This window comes from Allobosea sp. GW822-FHT03F07 (assembly GCF_058801345.1).
Genome location: NZ_JBXAND010000001.1, coordinates 1,113,653 through 1,134,154 on the forward strand (window position 1 = coordinate 1,113,653; position 20,502 = coordinate 1,134,154).

General features: G+C 67.0%; 18 protein-coding genes. 10 read left to right on the forward strand and 8 right to left on the reverse strand.

Annotated features, from left to right (window positions below):
• The first annotated feature begins 10 nt into the window (after nucleotides 1-10).
• The gene (locus AC1RMY_RS05325; RefSeq protein WP_492862910.1) at nucleotides 11-1,072 is read left to right on the forward strand and encodes a sensor histidine kinase; all 1,062 of its coding nucleotides are present in this window, start codon (nucleotides 11-13) and stop codon (nucleotides 1,070-1,072) included.
• 31 nt (nucleotides 1,073-1,103) lie between these two features.
• Here the strand turns inward: AC1RMY_RS05325 and AC1RMY_RS05330 are convergent, their stop codons facing one another.
• From AC1RMY_RS05330 to AC1RMY_RS05345, 4 genes are all read right to left on the reverse strand, one after another.
• The gene (locus AC1RMY_RS05330; protein WP_492862911.1) at nucleotides 1,104-1,634 is read right to left on the reverse strand and encodes a winged helix DNA-binding protein; all 531 of its coding nucleotides are present in this window, start codon (nucleotides 1,632-1,634) and stop codon (nucleotides 1,104-1,106) included.
• Between the two features lie 97 nt (nucleotides 1,635-1,731).
• The gene (locus AC1RMY_RS05335) at nucleotides 1,732-2,646 is read right to left on the reverse strand and encodes a TRAP transporter substrate-binding protein (RefSeq protein WP_492863564.1); all 915 of its coding nucleotides are present in this window, start codon (nucleotides 2,644-2,646) and stop codon (nucleotides 1,732-1,734) included.
• Between the two features lie 115 nt (nucleotides 2,647-2,761).
• Entirely contained in the window at nucleotides 2,762-4,072 is a 1,311-nt protein-coding gene (locus AC1RMY_RS05340; RefSeq protein ID WP_492862912.1) for a TRAP transporter large permease, read from the reverse strand.
• Between the two features lie 4 nt (nucleotides 4,073-4,076).
• Nucleotides 4,077-4,625: a TRAP transporter small permease gene (locus AC1RMY_RS05345; RefSeq protein ID WP_492862913.1), complete on the reverse strand. Its 549-nt coding sequence runs from the start codon at nucleotides 4,623-4,625 to the stop codon at nucleotides 4,077-4,079.
• A gap of 218 nt (nucleotides 4,626-4,843) precedes the next feature.
• Between AC1RMY_RS05345 and AC1RMY_RS05350 the strand changes: the two genes are divergently transcribed.
• Nucleotides 4,844-8,443: a hydantoinase B/oxoprolinase family protein gene (locus tag AC1RMY_RS05350; protein ID WP_492862914.1), complete on the forward strand. Its 3,600-nt coding sequence runs from the start codon at nucleotides 4,844-4,846 to the stop codon at nucleotides 8,441-8,443.
• Between the two features lie 12 nt (nucleotides 8,444-8,455).
• Here AC1RMY_RS05350 and AC1RMY_RS05355 read toward each other — a convergent pair whose 3' ends face one another.
• On the reverse strand, nucleotides 8,456-9,250 hold the full coding sequence (locus AC1RMY_RS05355) for a class I SAM-dependent methyltransferase (protein ID WP_492862915.1): 795 nt from the start codon (nucleotides 9,248-9,250) through the stop codon (nucleotides 8,456-8,458).
• Between the two features lie 93 nt (nucleotides 9,251-9,343).
• On the opposite strand from AC1RMY_RS05355, the gene AC1RMY_RS05360 reads away from it, so the two are divergent.
• Together AC1RMY_RS05360 and AC1RMY_RS05365 are read left to right on the forward strand one after the other, a co-directional pair.
• Nucleotides 9,344-10,039: an SDR family oxidoreductase gene (locus AC1RMY_RS05360; protein ID WP_492862916.1), complete on the forward strand. Its 696-nt coding sequence runs from the start codon at nucleotides 9,344-9,346 to the stop codon at nucleotides 10,037-10,039.
• A 141-nt stretch (nucleotides 10,040-10,180) separates the two neighbouring features.
• A complete protein-coding gene (locus AC1RMY_RS05365; RefSeq protein ID WP_492862917.1) occupies nucleotides 10,181-10,855 on the forward strand; it encodes an RraA family protein in 675 nt (224 codons plus the stop codon).
• Between the two features lie 35 nt (nucleotides 10,856-10,890).
• On the opposite strand, the gene AC1RMY_RS05370 is transcribed toward AC1RMY_RS05365, so the two are convergent.
• Nucleotides 10,891-11,508 carry a LysE family translocator gene (locus AC1RMY_RS05370; RefSeq protein ID WP_492862918.1) on the reverse strand — a complete coding sequence of 206 codons (618 nt, stop codon included), beginning with the start codon at nucleotides 11,506-11,508 and terminating at the stop codon, nucleotides 10,891-10,893.
• Nucleotides 11,509-11,601: 93 nt separating this feature from the next.
• On the opposite strand from AC1RMY_RS05370, the gene AC1RMY_RS05375 reads away from it, so the two are divergent.
• From AC1RMY_RS05375 to AC1RMY_RS05385, 3 genes are all read left to right on the forward strand, one after another.
• A complete protein-coding gene (locus tag AC1RMY_RS05375) occupies nucleotides 11,602-12,186 on the forward strand; it encodes a GNAT family N-acetyltransferase (RefSeq protein WP_492862919.1) in 585 nt (194 codons plus the stop codon).
• Nucleotides 12,187-12,338: 152 nt separating this feature from the next.
• Nucleotides 12,339-14,015 (forward strand): methyl-accepting chemotaxis protein, encoded by a 1,677-nt coding sequence (locus AC1RMY_RS05380; protein ID WP_492862920.1) that lies wholly within the window; start codon nucleotides 12,339-12,341, stop codon nucleotides 14,013-14,015.
• A gap of 96 nt (nucleotides 14,016-14,111) precedes the next feature.
• On the forward strand, nucleotides 14,112-15,203 hold the full coding sequence (locus AC1RMY_RS05385; protein WP_492862921.1) for an ATP-dependent DNA helicase: 1,092 nt from the start codon (nucleotides 14,112-14,114) through the stop codon (nucleotides 15,201-15,203).
• A 78-nt stretch (nucleotides 15,204-15,281) separates the two neighbouring features.
• Here AC1RMY_RS05385 and AC1RMY_RS05390 read toward each other — a convergent pair whose 3' ends face one another.
• Nucleotides 15,282-16,028 (reverse strand): anti-sigma factor, encoded by a 747-nt coding sequence (locus tag AC1RMY_RS05390; protein WP_492862922.1) that lies wholly within the window; start codon nucleotides 16,026-16,028, stop codon nucleotides 15,282-15,284.
• Nucleotides 16,025-16,570 (reverse strand): sigma-70 family RNA polymerase sigma factor, encoded by a 546-nt coding sequence (locus tag AC1RMY_RS05395; RefSeq protein ID WP_492862923.1) that lies wholly within the window; start codon nucleotides 16,568-16,570, stop codon nucleotides 16,025-16,027. Before AC1RMY_RS05395 ends, AC1RMY_RS05390 begins: the two co-directional genes overlap by 4 nt.
• Before the next feature lie 213 nt (nucleotides 16,571-16,783).
• Between AC1RMY_RS05395 and AC1RMY_RS05400 the strand changes: the two genes are divergently transcribed.
• The 3 genes from AC1RMY_RS05400 to AC1RMY_RS05410 all read left to right on the forward strand — a co-directional run bounded on the left by AC1RMY_RS05400 (nucleotide 16,784) and on the right by AC1RMY_RS05410 (nucleotide 20,490).
• On the forward strand, nucleotides 16,784-17,578 hold the full coding sequence (locus tag AC1RMY_RS05400; protein WP_492862924.1) for a DUF4394 domain-containing protein: 795 nt from the start codon (nucleotides 16,784-16,786) through the stop codon (nucleotides 17,576-17,578).
• 198 nt (nucleotides 17,579-17,776) lie between these two features.
• Nucleotides 17,777-19,237: a DUF1800 domain-containing protein gene (locus tag AC1RMY_RS05405; protein WP_492862925.1), complete on the forward strand. Its 1,461-nt coding sequence runs from the start codon at nucleotides 17,777-17,779 to the stop codon at nucleotides 19,235-19,237.
• 5 nt (nucleotides 19,238-19,242) lie between these two features.
• The gene (locus AC1RMY_RS05410) at nucleotides 19,243-20,490 is read left to right on the forward strand and encodes a DUF1501 domain-containing protein (RefSeq protein ID WP_492862926.1); all 1,248 of its coding nucleotides are present in this window, start codon (nucleotides 19,243-19,245) and stop codon (nucleotides 20,488-20,490) included.
• Nucleotides 20,491-20,502: the final 12 nt, after the last annotated feature.

Sequence of the window (20,502 nt, forward strand, 5' to 3'; positions counted from 1 at the left end):
CGACCTTCAGATGCCCCATCGCACCATCACCGTTCTCTACATCGACGACGATGCCGCACTCGGCCATCTCGTGCAGAGGATACTCGGCCGCCGCGGCTATGCCGTCGAGCATGTGCTCGATGCGCAGTCGGGCCTTGCCCGCATCGAGCAGGGCGGCGTCGACGTTGTCATCCTCGACCATGATCTCGGGACGAGTTCCGGGCTGGACATGCTGGCGGAGCTTCGCTCCATCGAGGGCGCGCCGCCCGTCGTCTATGTCACGGCGTCCCAGGATCTCTCGATCGCCGTCCAGGCGCTGAAGGCCGGCGCGGTCGACTATGTCGTCAAGACGATCGGGGAGGATTTCGAGATCCTGCTCGTGTCCGGGCTGGAGCATTCGGTCGAGCAGACGCGGCTGAGGCGGGCGAAGGAGGCGGCCGAGCGCGAGGTGCGTGCGGCGCGCGACCGCGCGATGGTGCTGTTGGCCGAGGTCAACCACCGCGTCGCCAACTCTCTCGCACTGGTCAGCTCGCTGGTGCGGATGCAGGCCTCTGCCGTGAAGGATGCCGGCGCGCGGGCGGCGCTGGCCGAAACCCAGGCCCGCATTACCGCCATCGGGAACCTGCATCGCAGCCTCTACACCTCCGACGACGTCAGGACGGTCGATCTCGCGGCCTATCTGGAGTCGCTCGTCGGCGAACTGGGGCAGTCGATGTCGGCGGCGGGGCGGACGCCGACGATCCGCTTCGAGGCGGCGCCGATCCTGACCAAGACCGACAAGGCGGTCTCGATCGGGATGATCGTCACCGAACTCGTGACCAACGCGATCAAATACGCCTATCCCGACGGGGGCGGCGAGATCCGGGTTTCGCTGTCGCAGGAGGAGGATGGCGCGACGGTCCTCGTCGTCGCGGATGACGGCGTGGGCTGGACGGGGCAGGGGCCGATTTCGGGGACGGGCCTCGGAGCCAAGATCATCAGAGCGATGGCGAAGAGCCTCGCGACGACGATCGAATACGCGCAGCAGCCCCGGGGAACGCGCGCCGTCGTCAGGATCGGGCGCGAGAGCGAGCCGAGTGCGGCCTCTGACTGAAACTTGCGCTCTGCCGTGAGTCCCCGCAGCCTCAGAGGCTCGCGGCCGCCCGTGCGGCCTGGTCGTACTGGCCCGAGAGCGAGCGCATCGCAGCGGCGATTTCGGAAAGGCGCTTGGGGTCGAGGCCGGTGGCGAGCACCGATTTGACCAGCAACTGCTCGCGGATCTGGGCATAGCGCCGGCAGGCATCCTCGCCTGCGGGCGTGATGGCGACGGTCTTCTCCTTGCCCTTGCGGCCGGACTTCAGGAGCTTGAGCTTCTCCAGCTTCTTAAGCGCATAGTTCACCAGATGCGTGTCCTCGATGTTGAGGACGAGGCAGATGTCGGCGAGGCGTTTGGGCTTGCCGCGGTGATTGACGTTGTGCAGCACGAGGACGTCGAGCGGCGAGAGATCGGGCACGCCGGATGCGGTCATGCAGCGCAGCATCCAGCGCTGGAAGGCATGCACCGTCATGTTCATCGCGAATTCGAATTCCGACAGGGCGGGCATCGCTCCCGCGGCGAGATGGCCGGAGGAGACGATGGGGCCGAGTTCGTCGGGGAAGGGCTTGGGTTCTGGCATGGTTGTGGCGCCCGTCATTCTCGGGCGGCGCGGCTGCGCCGACCCGAGAATCTCCTGAAAGAGATGGTCGGCTCGAGGCCGACCATGACGCTGCTCCTCACATCTTCTTGTAGGCGTCGACGATCGCCTGGCCGTCGGCGCCGGCCTTCTTCAGCCAGTCGGCGGTCAGCGTGTCGCCGGCCTTCTTGAAGCCGGCCGCGAGTTCGGCGCTCGGGGCCTGGACCTTCATGCCCTTGGCCTTGAGCTGGTCGAGATACCAGCCGGCCTTCTCCTGCCACATCTTCCAGCCGCGCTCCTCGGCCGTCGCGGCCGACTTCAGGATCGCGTCCTGGGTCGCCTTGTCGAGCGCGGCGAAGGCGGCCTTGTTGACGAAGGTCGCATCCTTCGGGATCCAGGCCTGGACGTCGTAGAAGTGCGTCAGCGACTCCCAGACCTTGGAATCATAGCCCGTGCCGCCGGACGACATGAAGGAGTTGACGACGCCGGTCGCCAGAGCCTGCGGCAGCTCCGCCGCCTGGATCGTGACCGACTGCATGCCGAGCAGTTCGCCGAGGCGCGTCGTGCCGACATTGTAGGAGCGCCACTTCAGCCCCTTCATGTCCTCGACGGTGTTGATGTCCTTCTTGGCGTAGACGCCCTGCGGCGCCCAGGGGACCATGAACAGCAGCTTGATGCCCTGGCTGTCGAGCTTCTTCTCCACGGCGGCCTTTGAGGCGGCGTAGAGCTTCTTGGAGTCGGCGAAGGAGGTCGCCAGGAACGGCACGACGTCGATGCCGAAGATCGGGTCCTCGTTCTCGTGGATCGACATCAGCACTTCGCCCATCTGGGCCTGGCCGGTCTGGACGGCGCGCTTGATCTCCGGCGCCTTGAACAGCGACGCGTTGGGATGGACGGTGATCGAGAGCTTGCCGCCAGTCGCCGCCTCGACGTCCTTGGCGAAGAGGACGAGGTTCTCGCTGTGCGGATTGTCGGCCGGGTAGGCGGCGGGCAGATTCCACTTCGTCTGCGCCATAGCGCCGGCCGTTGCCAGCGTCAGCGTGCCGGCGGCGACACCGACGGCGAGCAAGCCCTTGATGAAGTCGTTACGCGTCATGTCGTTTTTCTCCGTTCCCTGTTGTTGATCTCGTTCACTGCGGCGGAAAGGCCATCTGCGGCAGCACCATCACGATCCATGGGAAGATCGTAATGATCGCGACGGCGGCGACCAGTAGAAAAAAGAAGGGCAGGGCCGCGAGCGCGACGGTGTTGGAATCCTTGCCCGACATCGTCTGCAACACGAAGAGGTTGAAACCGACGGGCGGCGAGACTTCCGCCATCTCGACGATCAGCACGAGGAAGATGCCGAACCAGACGAGGTCGAAGCCGGCCGTCTTGATCATCGGGATGACGATCGCCGTCGTCAGCACGATCATCGAAATGCCGTCGAGCGCGGTACCGAGGATGATGTACATCACCGTCAGCGCCGCGATCAGCGCGTAGGGTGAGAGGTGCAGCGAATCCACCCAGGCGGCCAGGGCCAGCGGAATGCCGGTATAGGCCATCGAGGTCGACATGAAGGAGGCGCCGGCGAGGATCAACATGATCATGCCGGTGATCCGCGTCGTGCCCATGACGCTCTGCCAGAAGGCTTCCTTGGTCAGAGAGCCCGACCACCAGGCGATGCCGAACGAGCCGAGAACGCCCCAGGCGGCGCATTCCGTCGCCGTCGCCCAGCCCAGAAGCAGGCAGAGGAAGACGAGTGCGATCAGCAGCATGCAGGGGATGAGCTGGGCCGATTCCCTGATCTTCTCGCGGAGCGGCATCTTGGGTTCCGGAGGCGGGGCCTTGTCCGGGTTCAAGAGGTGCCAGACCGCGATGTAGCCGGAGTAGAGCGCCATCACGAGCAGGCCGGGCAGGAAGCCGGCGAGGAAGATCTGGATGATCGAGACGTTCGCCGCCACCGCATAGACCACCATGGTGATCGAGGGCGGGATCAGGATGCCGAGCGTTCCGGCGCCGGCGAGCGAACCCAGCGCCACCTTCTCGTCATAGCCGCGCTTCTTGAGCTCCGGCAGCGCGATCTTGGCGACGGTGGCGCAGGTCGCCGCCGAGGAGCCGGAGACCGAGCCGAAGATGCCGCAGGCGAGGACGTTGACATGCATCAGCCGGCCGGGAAGCCAGTTGAGCCAGGGGGCGAGGCCGCGGAACATCTCCTCGGAGAGCTTCGTCCGGTAGAGGATCTCGCCCATCCAGATGAAGAGCGGCAGCGCGGCCAGCGTCCAGGAGGCGCTGTTGCCCCAGATCGTGGTCGCGAGCACGGCCCCGGCGGGGATGCCGCCTGCGACGAACTGCATCGCGACCCAGCCGCAGGCCATCAGCGAGATCGCGATCCAGACGCCGCCGGCGAGGAAGACGATCAGCAGCAGGAGCAGAAGCCCCGAGATTTCGATCATTGCCATCGTGTCAGACCCCGCTCGCCATGGCGCGCTCGACGATTTCCTCGTCGGATTGGGCGGGCGGCTTCTCGTAGCGCGGGTCCTGCCGGCGCAGGACCACATGGACGAATTCGTCGACGAAGGCGATGAACAGGATGACAAGGCCGCCCGAGTAGCCGAGCTGAGGGATCCACATCGGCATCGCGACGACGCCGCCGGCGACATCGTTGAACTCGTAGGACTGCCAGGTCATCACCACGGCGTGCCAGGCGAAGAAGCCGACGAATCCGAGGCCGAGCACCAGCGAGAAGACCTCGAAGCACCAGCGCGCCTTGCCCTGGAACCTGTCGATGAGCAGGCCGACGCGGATCATGTCGCCGGATTTGAAGGTGTGGGCGAGGCCGAGGAAGGCCATCGCCGCCATGCACCAGGAGGCGAAGTCATCGCCGGCGGGGATGTTGAGGCCGATCTCGCGCCCCAGCGAGAGGCTCATCATCAGCAGGAAGATGATCACCAGGAAAAGGCCTGCGGCGTAGCCGGCCCAGAGATAAAGGCCATCGAGCGCGCGGCGGATCATCGACGCGGCCCCTTTGAGGCGGCGCGCCAAGCGCCTGTATTTGCCAGGGCTCTACCTGTCATTGCATCCTCCGTCGCGAGACCGCCCGGCCCCTCAGCCATGTTCCGATCACAATTGCGATCGTATCGCCCGAATCCGTCTTGTCAACAACACATCGACAATTTATCGATGAAACGTCAGCGTTGGTTTGGCTGACGCGGAACGAGAGGATGTTGGGGATGTCGTCGTCGCGTTGGGACTTCTGGATCGACCGGGGCGGGACCTTCACCGATGTGATCGGCCGGGACCCTGCAGGCAAACTTCACGCCAGAAAGCTGCTCTCCGAGAATCCGGGCGCCTATCGCGATGCCGCCGTGCAGGGAATCCGTGACCATCTCGGGCTCGCGGCGGGCGAGCCGATCCCGGCCGGGCAGGTCGGCGAGGTCCGCATGGGCACGACCGTTGCGACCAACGCGCTGCTTGAGCGCAAGGGCGACCGCACGCTGCTGGTGACGACGAAGGGGTTCCGGGACGCGCTGCGCATCGGCTACCAGGCGCGGCCCGACATCTTCGCCAAGGAGATCATCAAGCCGGACCAGCTCTATGATGCGGTCGTCGAGGTCGATGAGCGTGTGCTGGCGGACGGCGTGGTCCAACAGGCGCCGGACGAGACTGCGATCCGCACTGCGTTGCAGGCGCAGTTCGACGCCGGTTTCCGGGCCGTCGCCATCGCCTTCATGCATGCCTATCGCTATCCGGCCCATGAGCAGGCGGCGGCCCGCATCGCCCGCGAGATCGGTTTCCCGCAGGTTTCCGTCAGCCATGAGGTCTCGCCGCTGATCAAGCTGGTCGGGCGCGGCGACACCACGGTGGTCGACGCCTATCTTTCGCCGATCCTCGGCCGCTATGTCGCGCAGGTCTCGGAAGAACTCGACATCGCCCGCACCGGCGCGCGGCTGATGTTCATGATGTCCTCGGGCGGGCTGACCGCCGCCGAGCTGTTCCAGGGTAAGGATGCGATCCTGTCCGGCCCGGCCGGCGGCGTCGTCGGATTGGCCGAGACCGGACGCTCGGCCGGCTTCGACCGGGTGATCGGCTTCGACATGGGCGGCACCTCCACCGACGTCGCCCATTTCGACGGCGAATATGAGCGCGCCTTCGAGACCGAGGTCGCCGGCGTGCGGATGCGCGCGCCGATGATGCTGATCCATACGGTCGCGGCTGGCGGCGGCTCGATCCTGCACTACGATGGCTCTCGCTTCCGCGTCGGGCCGGATTCGGCCGGCGCCAATCCGGGCCCGGCCGCCTATCGCCGCGGTGGGCCGCTCGCCGTGACCGACGCCAACGTCATGGTCGGCAAGCTGATCCCGGCCTATTTCCCGTCGATCTTCGGCGAGAAGCGCGACGAGCCCCTCGATGTCGCGGCGGTGAGGGCGAAGTTCGCGACGCTCGCCGCCGAGGTCGGGGACGGGCGCAGCGCAGAAGAAGTCGCCGACGGCTTCATCCAGATCGCCGTCGCCAACATGGCCGAGGCGATCAAGAAGATCTCGGTTCAGCGCGGCTACGACATCACGCGCTATGCGCTGAACTCGTTTGGCGGCGCCGGCGGGCAGCATGCCTGCCTCGTGGCGGATGCGCTCGGCATCAAGACGGTGCTGCTGCATCCGTTCTCAGGGCTGCTCTCGGCCTATGGCATGGGGCTCGCCGAGATCCGCTCGACGCGGACGGCGGCGCTCGATGTTCCGCTCGATGCCGGGGCGCCGGGGGCGGTCGAGGCCGTAGCTGCGGGGCTGGCCGCGGAGACGCTGGCCGAGGTTTCGGGGCAGGGCGTGCCGGAGGCGGATATCGAGATCCTGACCCGCGCCCATGTCCGCTATGCCGGCACGGATACCGCGATAGCGGTTCCGGCCGGCCCGGTCGAGGCGATGAAGGCTGCCTTCCAGACCGCCCACAAGGCGCGCTTCGGCTTCATGGACGAGGCCAAGCCGCTGGTGATCGAGGCCGTCGAGGTCGAGGCGGTGGGCGGCGGCGCCAAGTTCGAGGAGGCCTCCGCGCCAGAGACGGCGGGAGAGCCCATCGCTGCCGAGACGACGCGTGTCTTCTCGAAAGGCCAGTGGCACGAGGCGGCGATCGTGCGCCGCGAGGCGATGAGGCCCGGCCAGGGCGTCGCGGGTCCTGCGATCATCATCGAGCCGAACCAGACCGTGGTGGTCGAGGAGGGCTGGAACGCGAAGCTGACCGCGAAGGATCACCTCGTGCTGGTGCGCTCCAAGGCACTGGTCCAGAACGCGGCGATCGGCACCAAGGCCGATCCGGTGATGCTCGAGATTTTCAACAACCTGTTCATGTCGATCGCCGAGCAGATGGGCGTGACGCTGCAGAACACCGCCTATTCGGTGAACATCAAGGAGCGGCTCGACTTCTCCTGCGCGGTCTTCGACCAGACGGCGGCGCTGGTGGCGAATGCGCCGCATATGCCGGTGCATCTCGGCTCGATGGACAAATCGGTCGAGACGGTCATCAGGAACAATCCGGTGATCAGGCCCGGCGATGTCTACTGCCTGAACGCACCCTATAATGGCGGTACGCACCTGCCCGACATCACCGTCTGCACGCCGGTCTTCGACGAGGCGGAAAGGGAGATCCTGTTCTGGGTCGCGAGCCGCGGCCATCATGCCGATGTCGGCGGCACGGCGCCGGGCTCGATGTCGCCGCTGGCGACCGTGATCGAGGAGGAGGGCGTCTATATCGACAACTTCAAGATCGTCGATCAGGGCCGCTTCTGCGAGGACGAACTGGTCGCGATCCTGACCGGGGCGCGCTATCCCGTCCGCAACGTCGTCCAGAACGTCAACGACCTGAAGGCGCAGATCGCGGCCAACGCCAAGGGCGTCGCCGAACTGAAGAAGATGATCGGCTCCTTCGGTCTCGACGTCGTGCAGGCCTATATGGGCCATGTCCAGGACAATGCGGCCGAAAGTGTTGCAAGGCTTCTCGCCAAACTTCACGACTGCGAGTTCACCTATCCGATGGACCAGGGCTGCGCGATCAAGGTGAAGATCACCATCGACCGCGAGAAGCGCGAGGCGACGGTCGACTTCACCGGAACCTCCGAGCAGCGGCCGGACAATTTCAACGCGCCGGCCCCGGTGACGCGGGCCGCGGTGCTCTATGTCTTCCGGGTGATGGTCGACGACCACATCCCGATGAATGCCGGATGCCTCAGGCCGATCCGGATCATCGTGCCGGAGGGCTCGATGCTGTCTCCGCGCTATCCGGCCGCGGTGGTCGCGGGCAATGTCGAGGTCAGTCAGGCGGTGACGAACACGCTGTTCGGTGCGCTGGAGGCGATGTCGTCCTCGCAGGGGACGATGAACAACCTGACCTTCGGCAACGACCAGTACCAGTATTACGAGACGATCTGCTCCGGCTCGCCGGCGGGGCCGGGCTTCAACGGCACGTCGGGCGTGCATGTCCACATGACCAATTCGCGCCTGACCGATCCGGAGATCCTGGAGACGCGCTTCCCGGTCGTGCTGGAGGATTTCCACATCCGCCCCGGCTCGGGCGGGCGCGGCGAGTGGAATGCCGGGGACGGCACCAGCCGCACCATCCGCTTCCGGACGGGCATGGACTGCGCGATCCTCGCCTCGCACCGCAAGGTGCGCCCCTTCGGCGTCAAGGGCGGCGAGGCCGGGCAGGTCGGCAAGACGCTCGTCCGCAGGCTTTCCGGCGCGGTCGAGGAGCTCAAGCCCTCGGACCAGACCTGGCTCGAAGCCGGCGAAGCGGTGACGGTGATCACGCCGACGGCAGGCGGATACGGCAGGCCGAAGGGATAAGGCCTTCCCGAGTCAGTCATGCGCCGGCGTCGTGCCTTTCACGGCGTTGGCGCGCGCGACGTAGGAAATGCGGCCAGCGCGGGCGGCCTTCATGCGTTCTCTGACCTTCTCCTTGAGGAGCGCGACATCGTCGAGCGCCATGCTGGCGATCGCCGGTCCGATGGTCGCTCCCAACAGGCCTGTTCGCCAGAAGTCGTCGAAATCGGCGAAGTCGCGTCGCACCGCGATTTCCCGCGTCTCGACGTCGCTCAGACCGGCGTCCGTCCAAAGCTGCGCGAGGGCTTCGATCCGCGAGATGTCGGCACTGGGCGGACGCGACGGTTCGATGCCAAAGGCCTTCATTTCCAGCTGGATCGGCTCGAGCGGAAATCCGCCGCCGGGAATGTCCCAGGCATAAGCCGCGACCAGCCCTCCCGCGCGCACGACCCGGACCATTTCGGCCACACCCTTGGTGGGATCGGGAACGAAGAAGATGACCAGGGCCATGAGGGCCACATCGAATTCCGCGGCCGCAAACGGCAGCGCGGTCGCGTTGCCAAGCTCGAATTCCGCGAGCTGGGCTGATGGCCGCTTCCGCGCAAACTCCAGTTGCGCCGGCGACGGATCGATTCCCTTCAGAACGGAGGGGGCACAGCGATCGTAGATCATCTGGGTCGAGGCCCCATTGCCGCAACCGACATCCAACCAGCGCAGGCCTTGTCGTGGAGCGAGCCAATCGAGGAAGATGTCGCCGGCGAGGCGGCTCCATTTGCCCATCATCTGCTCGTAGGCGGCTCCGTCGTTGAAAACGATCGGCTGTTCAGTCATCTCGGCAATCCTCCGAGGACGGGAGCAGCAAACCATCCGGCTGGAAAGACGCAGGCGCAAGGTCTAACTGCAGTACTCACCATGGAGACGACGATGCCGCAGACCTGGATGATCACCGGCGCCAATCGCGGCATCGGCCTTGCCCTGACGATGGAACTGGTGCGGCGGGGCGACCATGTCATCGCCGCCGCGCGCGATCCCTGGGGTGGGGCGCTGGCCGAACTCGCCACCGAGCATGTCGCGGCGCTGACGCTGGTCGAACTCGACGTCACCTCAGACGCGAGCGTCGCCGCCGCCAAGGCCTCGCTCGGAGGCCGGCCGATCGACGTGCTCCTGAACAATGCCGGTGTTTACGGGCCGCGTGACCGGCAGAGCGCTTTCGAGATGGATTTCGACGCCTGGCGCGAGGTCTTCGAGGTCAATGTCTACGCGCCCCTGCGGATCGCGCAGGCATTCCTGCCGAATGTCGAGGCGGGCTCCGGCCGCAAGATCGTGACGATCTCCAGCCGCATGGGCTCGATCGGCGGCAACCCTTCCAACAACATCGTCTATCGCTCATCCAAGGCGGCGGTGAACATGACGATGGTGGCCTTCGGCAATGCGGTGCGCGAGCGCGGCATCACGCAGTTGCTGTTCCATCCCGGCTGGGTGCGCACCGATATGGGCGGCGGCGGCGCCGATATCGCGCCGTCCGAGAGCGCGGCGGGCCTGATCGCGACGATCGATGCGTCCGGCATCGCCCAGACCAACAGCTTCCGCACCTGGCAGGGCGAGACGATCCCCTGGTAAGCGGCCGGTCTCCCGGCGGGAGGCTGCACCCCGGCATGCATGATCCAGGGCTGGACCAAGCGCGCACGCCTGCAGCACTCTGTGCCGGCACGCGCCCGAGCAGTGGCGCGATCGAAGCCGATGGGCTCGGGAGGGAACGGCATGTCGGACGCAGCGGATATTTTCGATCTGGAGACGCTCAGGACCAAGCTCTATTCGGCGGTGCTCTCCGATGTGCTGGACCAACTCGGCTCGCCCCGCCAGGCGCTGAAGCCTTTCGTCAGGCCGCTCGACGAGGCCTCGATCCTGTGCGGCTTCGCCCGGACCGGCCTTTACATGAAGCGCTATCACTTTCCGGAGGGCCATAATCCCTACGCGCTCGAGATGGACCTGATCGACAGTCTTAAGCCGGGCGAGGTCGCGGTGCTCGGCTGCGACGGCCCGACCGACCGGATCGCGCCCTGGGGCGAATTGCTGACCACGGCCTCGATGGTGCGCGGTGCGGCGGGTTGCCTGACGGACGGGCTGGTGCGCGACATTCGCCGCATCAAGGAGCTCAAGTTTCCGCTGTTCCATGGCGGCATCGGCCCGCTCGACACCAAGGGCCGCGCCGAGATGATGGCGATGGACGAGCTGATCGAGGTCGCCGGCGCGCGGGTCGAGCCGGGCGATTTCATCTTCGGCGATGCAGATGGCGTCGTCGTCGTGCCAAAGCGCTTGTTCCGCGAGGCGGTGACGCTGGCGCTGTCCAAGATCGAAGCCGAGGACACGACGCGCGACGAATTGCTGGCAGGCGCGAGCCTGCGATCCGTCTTCGCGCGCCACGGCGTTCTCTAGCGCGCGCCGCTCAGGGATGACGCGGGGAGGGGCGCTCAGCTCGCGCGCGAGGAGGCGAGCCAGAGGCCGCCGCCGATCAGGAAGCCGCCGCTGAACTTCGAGAGCAGACGCACGCGCCGCTGCGACAGGAAGCGGCCAGCCCGGCCGGAGAGCACCGCATAGGCGCTGTCGCTGACCGCGGCGAACGCCATCGCGGTCGCGCCCATGATCGCGATCTGGGTGGCGTGGTCGCGGGTCGGGTCGAGGAATTGCGGGAAGAAGGCTCCGAAGAAGAGCAGCGTTTTGGGATTGCTCAGCGCGACCAGCACCCCTTGCAGGAAGAACCCGCCGCGCGGCGTCCTTTCCGGCGCCGCGCCTTCCCCGCCGGTGCCGGCGGCGCGGAACATCTTCCAGCCGAGCCAGATCAGATAGCCCGCGCCGGCGAGCCGCACCCAGTCGAACCAGTGGCCCAGCGCCGCGATGACCGAGCTCAACCCGATGCCGGCAACAAGGATCATGATCGCCAGCCCGACCTGTGTTCCTGCCACGTTCAGGAAACCGGCGCGGGTACCGTGCTTCAGGCTGTTGGCAATGATCAGGGTCACAGTCGGACCCGGCACGATGACGATCACGAAGCAGGCGACGAGATAGGCAGCGAAGAGTTCGATGGACATGGGAGAGGTCTCCGGCTCGATCCTCAATTAGTCTCCTCTCGCAGGCTGCGAGTCGAGCCCCCCGCAGATCGTTTTCGCGAAAGGAAGGCGGCGATGGCGAAGACCGTTTTCGATGTTGTGCCCCTGACGCCCGAACGCTGGCGCGACCTTGAAAACCTCTTCGGCCCGCAGGGGCCCTGCTATGGCTGCTGGTGCAATCATTTTCGCATGCCGCAGAAACAGCGCATGCCCCTGCTAGGCGAAGGCGCGCGCAGGCTTTTCGAGGCGCGTGTCAAGAAGGGGCCGCCGCCCGGCGTGCTGGCCTATGACCAGGATGCGCCGGTCGGCTGGCTCCAGGTGGGTCCGCGCGCCGATATCCCCGAATGGAACAACCCGCGCCGGGCCTCGACGCCGCTGGCCGATGCGCCTGCCGAGGACGAGCGCAACTGGGCGGCGTCCTGCTTCTTCGTGCGCAAGGCCTATCGCGGCAAGGGAGTGACGGCGGCACTGCTCGATGGAGCGATCAGCTTCGCACGTGAGAGCGGTGCGAGGCTGCTCGAGGCAGCCTCGATGGATCATGAGTTCAAGCGCAGCAGCGAGGGGCTCTATGTCGGGCCCGAACGGGTGTTCCTGCGGGCGGGCTTCGTCGAGGTGGCGCGCCGGAAGCCGGGGCGGCCCTTGATGCGGCTGATGCTGTGATAGTCGTGGCGGAAGCCATTACCGAGCGCGCCGCCGCACGGGTTCGTAACTGGCTAATATACTGAATTGTATCGAAATTCCTGCCTCCGTTAACCTGTCGTTCGTTCGCGTCTGCGAAACAGCCGCAGGTTTTGACGATGGCGGCCGAGGCGATGCGCAGACTGGGACTGACGGGGAAGATCATCCTGCTCTTCGCCCTCCTGAGTCTGGCGGCGGGTGCCGGCCTGGTCAGCGCGGTGCGGGGCCTAGACGACGTTCACCGCATCGACGAGGAGGCCATCGACGCTCTCGATCTGGCCAATCGCGCGGCCGTGCTCACGAGCCGCGTGGCCTATACCTCGCTCCTCAGCCGCTTCGACGACGATGCGAGCGCGCGCGATGTTGCGATCGCTCTCGACCAACTGGATGGTGCGGTGAATCTGGCAGATGCGGCCCGCGCGAACTTGATGTCGTTCCTGCCGCGCGAGATGCTGCAGGCTAACCCGACGCTCGATCCTGCGATCAGGACCTTCATCGATTTCCAGCGTGGCATCGTCGACATCGGCCGGCGTGTCTCACCCAAGGCGGCGCTGCTAGAAGCCGGAGCCGACGAGGCCCGTCAGAACGTCAGCCAGATCATCGTAACGACGACGGCCATCCGCGATCAGCTCGCACGCATGGCAGAGAATGCGAAAACGCGAGGCGCCGACCTCACCGCAAGCGTGCGCCAGCGAACCATCGCGATCGCGCTGCTGCTGCCTCTCGCCGGCGGCGTGCTGGCCTTCATCCTGCTCCGGCTGCACCTGACCCGCCCGCTGCGCGATCTGATGGCGGCGATCGCCCGCGCGACCTCGTCCAATACGCTGATCGAAGTGCCCCATCAGGGGCGGGCGGACGAGATCGGCCAACTTGCGCGGACGGTGCGGGCTCTGAGCGAGGTGCGCGCGACACTGGTGACGCGCGATGCCGAGGCCGATCTCGCGCAGCGGAACCGCCAGGAGCGGACGCAGGAACTGCAGCGGATCGCCGACGAGTTCGAGCAGCGCCTGGGCACGCTTCTCGGCGAGATCGCGGGTTCCAGCGAGGTCTTGCGCGGCGCCTTGCAGGACTCGGCCGTGCGAGTCCATCAGGTTTCGCGGAGCGCCGAGACCGCGGCCTCCTCCGTCGCCGGAGCCGGCGAGGACGCGCAGCGCAGCACCGAGGCGGCGCTGCGGCTGGAGGCCGTGATCGGACAGATCAACGCCGAGGTCCGCAGGGTTTCCGTCATGGCGACGGCTGCGACGCGGGATGCGGCGGGCACCACGGCGCTCGTCCATCGCCTGACCGACAATGCCTCGCAGATCCGCGAGGTCGTCGGCATCATCGAGGCGATCGCACGCCAGACCAACCTGCTCGCCCTCAACGCCACGATCGAGGCGGCGCGCGCCGGCGTTCACGGCCGCGGCTTCGCCGTCGTCGCGAGCGAGGTCAAGGAACTGGCGGGGCAGACGGGCGAGGCGACGGCCCGGATCGTTGCCCGCATCGCGCAGGTGAACGAAGCGCTGTCGCATGCTGCGGAGGCGGTCTCGGCGATCGCCACCAGCGTCGGCGCCGTCGAGCAGACCAGCACCGAGATTTCGACCATGGTCGGCTCGCATGCGGAGCTGCTCGGCTCACTCGGGGAGACCGTTTCGCGCATCTCCGCCGTCACGGGGACAGCCGCCGGCGCCATGTCGGAGATCGCCATCGCCAATGCCCAGACCGTCGCTCAGGCCGACATGGGGGCTGCGAGCGCGCGGGCACTCGACGAACGTATCGGTGCGCTGCAACGCGAGGCCTTCGATTTCGCCAGGCGCCTGCGGGCGGCCTGAGCGGCACCGGAATTCGTTCTTCTTCCGTGCCGCTCTTGCCATCGGCGCGCGACTCGGCCCCATCTGCGGCATGATCCCGCTTCGTTCAAATCCGATATGAGCTGGTCGCCGCAACAGGATGCCGCGCTGAGCGCGGTCGCGCGCTGGCTGCAGGCCGGCGAGCCGCAGCTTTTCCGCATGTTCGGCTATGCCGGCACCGGCAAGACCACGCTGGCGCGCCATATCGCCGAGGCCGTAGATGGCGATGTCGCCTTCGCGGCCTATACCGGGAAGGCTGCGCTCGTGCTGCGCAACAAGGGCTGCGTCGGCGCTCAGACCATCCATTCGCTGATCTATCGCTCGCGCGGCGTGGACGAGGAAAGCCCGACCTTCGTGCTCAACCGCGAAAGCACGGCCGCCAAGGCCAAGCTGATCATCATCGACGAATGCTCGATGGTCGACGAGGAGCTCGGCCGGGACCTGCTCTCCTTCGGCACGCCGGTGCTGGTGCTCGGCGACCCCGCGCAATTGCCGCCGGTCAAGGGCGGCGGCTTCTTCACCGAGCAGGAGCCCGATGTGATGCTGACGGAGGTCCACCGGCAGGCGGCGGACAATCCGATCGTGCGAATGTCGATGACGGTACGCGAGGGCGGGCGGCTCGATGTCGGGGACTACGGCAAGAGCCGCGTCATCCGCCGCAGCGAGGTCGATCCCGAGCTGGTGATGAGCGCCGACCAGGTGCTGGTCGGCATGAACAAGACGCGGCGCAACTACAATGCTCGCATGCGCCAGATCATGGGCCGCACGGACACCGTTCCCGTCGCCGGCGAGAAGCTGGTCTGCCTGCGCAACGACAAGAGCAAGGGCCTGCTCAATGGCGGTTCATGGATTGTGCAGGAGCTGAAGACCTCGAAGAAGGGCCTCGTCACCATGCGGGTGACGCCGGAGGACGACCCAAACGCGAAGCCGGTCAAGGTCTCGGTTCTCCCGAACTTCTTCGACGGCACCGAGGACGAAATTCCCTGGGAGCTGCGCAAGCACACGGACGAATTCACCTTCGGCTACGCCCTGACGGTTCACAAGGCGCAGGGCTCGCAGTGGAACGACATCGTGCTGTTCGACGAGAGCTTCGCCTTCCGCGAGCACCGGGCGCGGTGGCTCTATACGGGGCTGACGCGGGCGGCGGAGACGATCACGGTGGTGGTGTAGGCGACGGTCGCGCGTCGTCGTTCTGGGCGTAGCGAAGCGGCGCCGATCCCGAATGACCGGGTGTTACGCGCCCGAGCCTCACAACGCCTGCGACGTCGTACCCTTCGCCACGATCGGTCCCGTCGGCCGTCCTGTCGGCGAGCCGGTCGCGTTTTCGATCGTGATCTCGAAAAGCTGGTTGGTGCCGAGGGGCATCTGGTCGAGCCTGAGCGGCGTCGTGCGGGCGCGGTCGATCAGGCCGACCGAGCGAGGCCCGACGCCCCGGTCCCAGAGCGTCCAGATTTCCAGCGCCTTGCCTTCGGGCACGGCAATGTTCTGCAGCGGCACCATTTCGACGCGACCATCCGCAAACGTGTTCACCACCGCGGCCGCCACATTGGCATCAGTCAGCAGCACGGCGACCATCAAGGGCTGACGCTTCGCGCGGTCGAGCGCGCCGTTCAGGCCGATGGCAAGCAGCAGGGCGGCGACTGCGCCGGCGAAGGCCGCGCCGCGCCAGACGAAGAGGCTGTTCCACCAGTTCGCCAGCGTGTTGCCGGCCTTCGTCGCCTTGGCGCGCCCGCGTTCGGCGGCGGGCAGGATCGCGGCGATCTCGGCTTCGATCCGGGCCCAGAGGCCGGGTGAGGGTGGAATCTGAGGTGCGGTCGCATCGATCGCGGCGAGATGGCCCCGCCAGCTTTCGACGGAAGCCGCGAGCGCCGGCTCGCGCTCGATGCGCTGCTCCAGCAGCATCCGGTCAGCGCCCTCGACGAGACCGAGCACATATTCGCCCGCCAGCGCGTCACGGTCCTGCGGCGTCTCGTTGGAATCCGCGGCCGGGCTCATCCGAGGCACTCCTTCAGCGAGATCAGCGAGCGTCGGATCCAGGATTTGACGGTGCCGATCGGCATTTTTAGCCGGCCGGCGATCTCGCCATGGGTCAGGCCCTGGACGAAGGCGAGCAGCACGAGGCTGCGCCGCTGCGGCGGCAGCGTCTCCAGGCAGGCGTGCAGCGCCTTGGCGTCCGACAGCTTCGACATCACGGTCTCGGGATCGTCCTCTTCACTCGCCGCCTCCGCCGCGATGGGAGCATCGCTGGTTTCGGTCCGCTTCTCGTCGCGCAGGATCGAGAGCGAGCGGTTGCGCAGGATCGCGTAGATCCAGGTCAGGCCGGCGCCGCGTTGCGGGTCGAACCGCGCGGCATGCCGCCAGATCAGGACGAAGGCATCCTGCACCGCTTCCTCCGCGAGAGCCCGGCGCTTCAGCAGACGCTGCGCCACTCCGATCATACGCGGCGACTCGGCATCGTAGATGCGCCGGAGCGCCGATTTATCTCCCGAGGCGCAGGCCAGCAGCGCCGCCTCGATCTCCCCTGGCTTTTCCGTCAACGCGACGCCCCCCCACCATCCTCGCCCTCCTCCGGCTGTCGCCAGAGAGCGAATGCCAACCGCGGTCTACGCGCCGGGTTCCGCTTCGGATGCGCTTTCCCGGTTTATTTTTCGTCCTGCATCCGGTCTTTCCAGCCGAGCTTATCCGATCCGAGTGCCGCGGCGACAGGCCGCCCGAGCGGCACCGATACGATGCAATCGGAGGACAACGACATGACCAGGACCACACGCCTCGCGCTGATCACCTCGACCATCCTCGGCGCCTCCTTCACCGCCTCGCTGTCCGCCCAGGCCGGGACGCTGGCCGCGCTGACCGGAGACGACACCCTCACCATGATCGACACCGCGACCCAGAAGGCCGGCAAGTCGATGAAGGTCACCGGGATTTCCGGCAAGATCGCCGGCATCGATGTCCGCCCGGCCGACGGCATGCTCTACGCCCTGACCACGGACGGCACGATCTACACGGTCGATTCCGCCGGCAAGGCGACGATGAAGTCCAAGATGGACACGGTGCTCGCCACCAGCGCCATGGCGACGGTCGATTTCAACCCGGCGGCCGACCGCCTGCGCGTGATCGGCTCGGACGGCACCAATCTCCGCGTCAATGTCGAGGACGGCAAGACCACCGTCGACGGCAAGCTGAAATTCGCCGAGACCGACATGCACAAGGGCGAGGTGCCGATGATCGTCGCCGGCGCCTACAGCAATTCGGTGAAGGGCACCAAGGAAACGGCGCTCTACGATATCGACGGCAAGATCGGTGGGCTGCTCAAGCAGGCGCCGCCGAATGACGGCGTGCTCGGCGCCATCGGCAAGCTCGGCGTGTCGCCGAAGGCGATCGCCTTCGACATCGAGACCGCAGGGAATGGAACGAATACCGGCTGGCTTCTCGCGGACGGCGCCCTGCACAAGGTCGACCTCGCCACCGGCAAGGCCTCGATGGTCGGAAAGGTGACTGGGCTCAGCGCGTCGGTGCGTGACGTCGCAGCGCTGCCGGCGATGTGAACGGCTCGAGCCTGAGCGATCATTCGGGAGCCGCCGCCTCGCAGGAGGCGGCGGTTTTCTTTCATTTCGGGGGTGTTTCGGCTGCGGCGCGCATTATAGGTCCAGAAAAGCCTCGCATTCTCGCGTTTTGCTTCTGGTTTTTGCCACAGTTCTGCGGCCACTCTGCGTCATCCGACGAATATGAGCGGAGGCGACCGCATGGCGAGCCCGTCCGATTTGCGCAGCGAGAGCGTGGGGTTGCAGCGTTTCGGCCTCGGCTTCGGGCTGGGGCAGAGCCCGGAGATCCGGGCTGGCGCGCGCGACCGGCTGTTGGCCGAGATCGACCGGCACATGCTGCCGCAGCCTGCGGGCCTGCCATTCTCCGGCGCCGCCGAGATCGGTGCCGCGCTCTACGCCTTCGAGGATCGTGAGCGGATCGAGCGCGAGGCGCGCAGATCGACCCAGAACATGGCGACGCAGAATGCAGGCACGCAGGTCGCCGCCGCCCAGCCTGTTCCGACCACGAACCAGAACCAGATGGCGCAGCCACGGCCGGCGAATGAGCCGGCGCTGCCCTACCGGACCTATCGCGACGAGGTTTCGGCGCGGGTGCGCCTCGCGCTCGAGGCCGAGACGGGCCTCAGTGAGCGGCTTGTGCAGTTCTGGTCGAACCATTTCTGCATCGGGGCGACCAAGAGCAACATGACGCGGATCATGGCCGGGGCCTATGAGCGCGAGGCGATCCGGCCGCATGTCTTCGGCCGCTTCGAGGAGATGCTGGTCGCGGCCGAGAGCCACCCGGCGATGCTCGACTTCCTCGACAACCGGCTTTCGATCGGCCCGGCCTCGCCGGTCGGCAAAAGGCGCGGGCGCGGGCTCAACGAGAACCTCGCCCGCGAAATCCTCGAACTGCACACGCTCGGCGTCTCGGGCGGCTATGCGCAGGTCGACGTCACCAATCTCGCCCGTATCATCACGGGTTGGACGGTGGTCGGCCGCGAGGCGGTGCTCGGCTTTCCGGGCTCGTTCGCCTTCAATGCCGGGCTGCACGAGCCCGGCGAGCCGCCGCTGCTCGGCAAGCCCTATGGCCAACCCGGCAAGGAAAAGGGGCTGGCCGCCTTCGGCGATCTCGCACGCCATCCGGCCACGGCCGATTTCATCGCGATCAAGCTCGTCCGGCATTTCGTCGCGGATGAGCCGCCGTCCGCGCTGGTGCGTGATCTCGCAGCCGTGTTCCGTCGGACCGAGGGCGATCTGGCGGCGGTGTCGCGCACACTAATCGAGTCGAACGCGGCCTGGGCGGCCGAACCGATCAAGATCCGCTCGCCGCAGGAATTCATGCTCGCGGCCTTCCGGGCGCTCGGGCGGAAACCCGATTTCGGCCAGATCATCGGGCCGCTCAACGCGATGGGGCAGCCCTTCTGGCAGCCTTCGGGCCCGAACGGCTATCCCGATACGAACGACGCCTGGGCCTCGCCTGAGGGCATCAAGACGCGCATCGACGTTGCCTCGGGCTGGGGCCGGCAGGCGGCGGGCAATGTGCCCGATCCGCGCGTGCTGGCCGAGGACATCCTCGGGCCGCTGCTCTCGCCCGAGACGCGGCAGGCGGTGGCGCGGGCGGAGAGCAAGCCGCAGGCGCTGGCGCTGATGCTGATGTCGCCCGAATTCCAGCGGAGGTGAGGCCCATGCTCGATGACGACGACGATTGCGAGAAGATGACGCCGTCGCGCCGTGCCATGCTGGGGGCGGCCGGCGCCCTGTTCGCCTGGTCCTTCGTGCCGAAATTCGCCTATGCGGCGGCGGGCAGCCGCGATCCGCGCTTCCTCTTGGTGGTGCTGCGCGGGGCGCTCGACGGGCTGTCGGCCGTGCCGCCGATCGGCGATCCCGATTACGCCGCGCTGCGCGACGACATCGCGCTGACGCGCGACGGGCCGGATGCGGCGCTGCCGCTCGACGGCTTCTTCTATCTCCATCCGGCCATGCCGAACCTGGCGCGCCTTTACGCGGCGGGACAAGCCTCGATCGTCCATGCGACGGCGACCGGCTATCGCGAGCGCTCGCATTTCGATGGGCAGGATGTGCTGGAGAGCGGCCAGCAGGGACCCGGCAAGACCGATAGCGGCTGGCTCAACCGGCTGATTGCCAGCCTGCCGCCGGGGGAGGGCATTTCCCAGCGTGGGGTGCTCGGCGTCGGCGTGGTGCCGCCTCTGGTCGTGCGTGGCGAGGCGCCGATCCTCGGCTGGGCGCCGCCGCGCATGGCGCGAGCGGGCTCGGATCTGATCCAGCGGCTCGGTGATCTCTATGGCCAGCGCGATCCGGCTCTGGCGCGGGCGCTCGCCCAGGCGAACCTGACCGAGGGTATCGCGCGGCGGCGCGGCATGAGCGGCGAGGCCAAGGGCGGCGGCGGGCCCGACAGCGCCGAGGGCATGAAGCGCATTGCCGAGGGCGCAGCGGCTCTGGTGGGTGCCGATGACGGGCCGCGCATCGCCGCGCTCGCCTTCGAGGGCTGGGACACGCATGCGAATGAGGGCGGAGCGAAGGGCCGGCTGGCGCAGTTGCTCGGCGGCCTCGACGGCGCGCTGGCGAGCTTCGAGACGGGGTTGAGCCCGGTCTGGAAGGACACGGTCGTGATGGTGGTGACCGAATTCGGCCGCACCGCGAAGGTCAACGGCACGGTCGGCACAGATCATGGCACCGGCACGGTCGCCTTCCTGGTCGGCGGCGCGGTCAAGGGCGGACGGATGATCGTCGACTGGCCTGGTCTGAAGCCTGAGCAGTTGTATGAGAAGCGCGACCTCAAGCCGACAACGGACATCCGCGGCGTGGCGAAGGGGGTGGTGTCCGAACTGTTCGGGCTCTCGGGGCCGGTGCTGGCGGAGAAGGTCTTTCCGGGCAGCGGCGGCATCGGGCCGATGGCGGGGTTGGTGGGGTAGATCACCTCGTCA